1 protein-coding gene is annotated in these 1,423 nt (G+C 47.7%); it reads right to left on the reverse strand.

Annotated elements, in window-relative coordinates; genetic code table 11:
* Positions 1–63: 63 nt before the first annotated feature.
* Entirely contained in the window at positions 64–1,227 is a 1,164-nt protein-coding gene (locus C8N31_RS20135; RefSeq protein ID WP_249031131.1) for a DEAD/DEAH box helicase family protein, read from the reverse strand.
* Between the last annotated feature and the right edge of the window lie 196 nt (positions 1,228–1,423).

A 1,423-nucleotide genomic window follows, 5' to 3' on the forward strand; every position in this document is an offset into this window, starting at 1 on the left:
GAAGCCGAGGACGCATACTATCAAGGCTTGAAAACTGACGACATTGCAGCTTGAAATACGAGCTTAACAGTCTCCGGTAAAACCGGGGCGGTTCAGAGATCCAACCTGTTGCGCTTCTCGAAGTAAGAAGCCCAGAAGCAGATGGTCGGCTGTCAGGTCTTGCTTCAATCGAATCAAGTCCATGTCCTGAATGAGAACCTTGATCTTTCTCCCGATCATCATGTCATCTAGTTCGGATGAATCCGTTTCGATATCTTCAATCGAAAGCTCTTCAACTTCTGACATTTGGTGCTTTTCGATTTTTTCCAGTAGGGTCCCAACCGATGAATGTAACTTCTCGACTGTCAGCGCAAAAGAATGGATAGAGCTTTCCATGCGCTTGAGGAGATTGACACGCATCAAGTGTATCAAGCTTCTCTCTCGGTCTGCCTGTTTCAGCACGCCTTTCCCGCCACGAACTTGCTGGTCGTATTTGCGGCTGTACTCTTCCTTTTTTCCCTCTAGGACATAGTCGAGTGGCGCATATGCGGCGAGGCTGAGTAGCTTGATGTTTCTGTTGATTTCCTTCAGCGGCGGAAACTGATTTTCCTTATCGATATCAGCCTTGATGTTCTTGGGCTGTAGGCGTTCTGGGAACTTTCCTATCTCAGCAGTGTCGTAATACTTCTCAATGTGCTTTCGGGAACGAGCAATCGTCAGGAGGTCCAGAAGTCGGAAGTATCCAAAATGCAAACTGTCCAACAAACGTTCGGTCGTTCGATTTTCTTCGGGCAGATTTACCCACGCATTGAATTGAGTTTGCGCACGGCGAAGTGTCAGATCAATACTTGCCACCCCCTGTGCGTCAAAAGCAGAGTCTACACCTTCAGTAATAAACGAAACTTGGTTTTTTAGATCGTTTAACCGGTTGTTCACGGGAGTGGCGGAGAGCATCAAAACCTTGGTCTTAACGCCTGATTTTATCACGTCTTCCATCAACCTTTGATAGCGTGTTACACCCTCTTTCTTTGCATTGTTGTTGCGGAAGTTGTGGGATTCATCGATCACGATGAGGTCGTAATTGCCCCAGTTCAGGGTTTCCAAATTGATTTCGCCTGAACGACCTTTGTCTCTGCTCAGGTCAGTATGATTTAAAACATCATAGCCAAAACGATCTGCCGCCAAGAGGTTGCGCTTGTCGTTGACCGTATAGACCGTCCAGTTCTCTCGCAGCTTTTTGGGAGCCAAAACCAAGACTGTCCGTCGTCAGGGATTTTGGAACCAAGAGCGGCTTAAACTAAGTGAGAGTTTGGCTCATCTGGTTAGTGTGATTATGCGGCGTGTTTGCCGTGATGCAAGCGTCGCGTTTCGAGCGTCTTGCGTTTGATCCTTTCGCGTTGTTTTAGAATGGCTTTGTCACGCCCGAAGTAGACATCTGCGGGCG

The organism is Sulfitobacter mediterraneus, assembly GCF_003054325.1.
Taxonomy (GTDB): Bacteria; Pseudomonadota; Alphaproteobacteria; order Rhodobacterales; family Rhodobacteraceae; genus Sulfitobacter; species Sulfitobacter mediterraneus.